Origin of the sequence: Brucella sp. TWI559 (assembly GCF_039674265.1) — a bacterium.
GTDB lineage: Bacteria > Pseudomonadota > Alphaproteobacteria > Rhizobiales > Rhizobiaceae > Brucella > Brucella chromiisoli.
On record NZ_JBDJNE010000058.1, the window covers coordinates 1 to 1,770 of the forward strand.

Below are 1,770 nucleotides of genomic sequence, written 5' to 3' on the forward strand. Positions count from 1 at the left end.
CATGCGATCATCGACGCGGGGTACACCACGAGGTTTGCATGGCAACAGCGGCGCAATAATCGACCATTCGCGTTCTGTAAGTTCATAGCGGCGACGTGACATCAAAGACCTCCAAATCCGAGACCTTTGAACCAATAATCCATTCAAATAGCTAGACTATTTATGAGTGTACGACCTAATTCTGGAGAACGATTTTTTGGCCGGAGCGCTCAGCAAGGCGGGATTGCCGGACGGAGGGAAATGATTTACCGTGCTCACAAGCTTTCGGTCGCACGACAGGCAAAGCTCCTTGGGTTCAGCCGTAGCAGTGTAAACTATTCACCGCGCCCTGTATCTGCTGGCGATCTGGCACTGATGCGCAGGATCGATAAACTGTATCTGGAGTACCAATCCGCTGGAATTTGGATGTTGCAGGGTCTTTTGAAAAAAGAAGGGGTTGAATTTGGGCGGATGCATTTCGCTACGCTGATGAAAAAGATGAGAATCAAGGTAAGCGCTAATTACGCTGCGTGATTGGGCCTATTTCCGGCCTAGGACAGCTGACAAATGGGACGGAAAGCTTAACTTGCGGCGCGGAACGGCAAAAGTTCATTGCGAAGTCTAAGCCGGAAAGCCTAATTTGTGCAGCGCACTAAATGATACATCCAAAAGATTTGGGAAAGATTGCATGTTCGATGTCGGCAAAATTGTAAGTAGAGGTGATACCAGCTTATACGTAACGGAAGCGGGAAAGGCGGAAGGGACGCCGATTGTTTTGCTTCATGGCGGCTTGGGGAGCCGAAACGACTTCGTACCCCTGGCAAAAGATCTGGCGGCTGACTTTCGGCTTATCGCAATCGATAGCCGTGGACATGGTCGTTCCCCACTTGGAAATGCTCCTCTCAACTACCATCAGCTTGAACAGGACATTGCTATAGTTCTGTCCGAGTTGGGCCTGACAGATGCTGGCATCATTGGCCACAGCGATGGCGGTATCGTGGCCTTGCGCCTTGGGGCATCCAACGCCGTTCGTCCACGCTTTATTGTCACTGTAGGAGCGCACTGGGAGATGCCGACTGAAGAGCCAACTCGTGAGATATACAAGGGCATCACCGTGGACGAATGGCGCGATATGTTTCATGATCAGGTCCAGAACTATGAGGCAGAAAATCCTTCACCAGATTTTGCCAGGCTTTTCGAAGCAACTAAGGCAATGTGGCTCGGAAGTGGCGAACACGCCTATCCTGGCGCATCCGTCAGCTCTATTGCATGTCCACTTCTTGTAATACGTGGCGACGAGGATTTTCTGGTTTCCCGCCGTCAGGCTTTCGAACTGGCTGAACAAGTTGAAGGGGCGCGGCTGCTGAACCTGCCTTTCGCCTCGCATACCGTGCTGGAGGATTCACCAGAACAAGTTCTGCCCGCACTTAAGGCATTCATCGACAGTCAGGTAAAGTAGGCATCATGCAATGGTTTGATCCTTCCTTTTGGTTTTGACGGTTTCGCTGACGCCAATTGATGCTGGCCGTGTAAAAACGCGGTATTGCACATTTGGTGTAGCCAATTTCAGAACACGCTACCGTTGTCAGTTTTTCGTCACAAACCACCTTTATCGCCTGTAATCCAATGAGCGGTTAAGAGGCTAACTTGTTACGATATCTGTTGCTTTTAGTAATGTTTCCTGTCCGTCGTCGAATGATTTGAGACTATTTGTGCTTTTGAAGATTGGAGTTTCCGGCTCGGTTTGGGGGTTGATTTAAGCCGCTTTGGCCTGGTGGTTCAAGCGGCGTT

At 50.2% G+C, this 1,770-nt stretch carries 2 protein-coding genes and 1 pseudogene; 2 read left to right on the plus strand and 1 reads right to left on the minus strand.

Annotated elements, in window-relative coordinates:
• The coding region (locus ABE530_RS19550) for a transposase (RefSeq protein ID WP_499695715.1) at positions 1-102 on the minus strand (102 nt) is incomplete at its 3' end.
• 90 nt (positions 103-192) lie between these two features.
• Here ABE530_RS19550 and ABE530_RS19555 point away from each other — a divergent pair.
• Together ABE530_RS19555 and ABE530_RS19560 are read left to right on the plus strand one after the other, a co-directional pair.
• Positions 193-489 (plus strand): annotated as a pseudogene (locus tag ABE530_RS19555) (IS3 family transposase); the annotation flags it as partial.
• Between the two features lie 178 nt (positions 490-667).
• Entirely contained in the window at positions 668-1,438 is a 771-nt protein-coding gene (locus ABE530_RS19560; protein ID WP_499695714.1) for an alpha/beta fold hydrolase, read from the plus strand.
• The last annotated feature ends 332 nt before the right edge of the window (positions 1,439-1,770 follow it).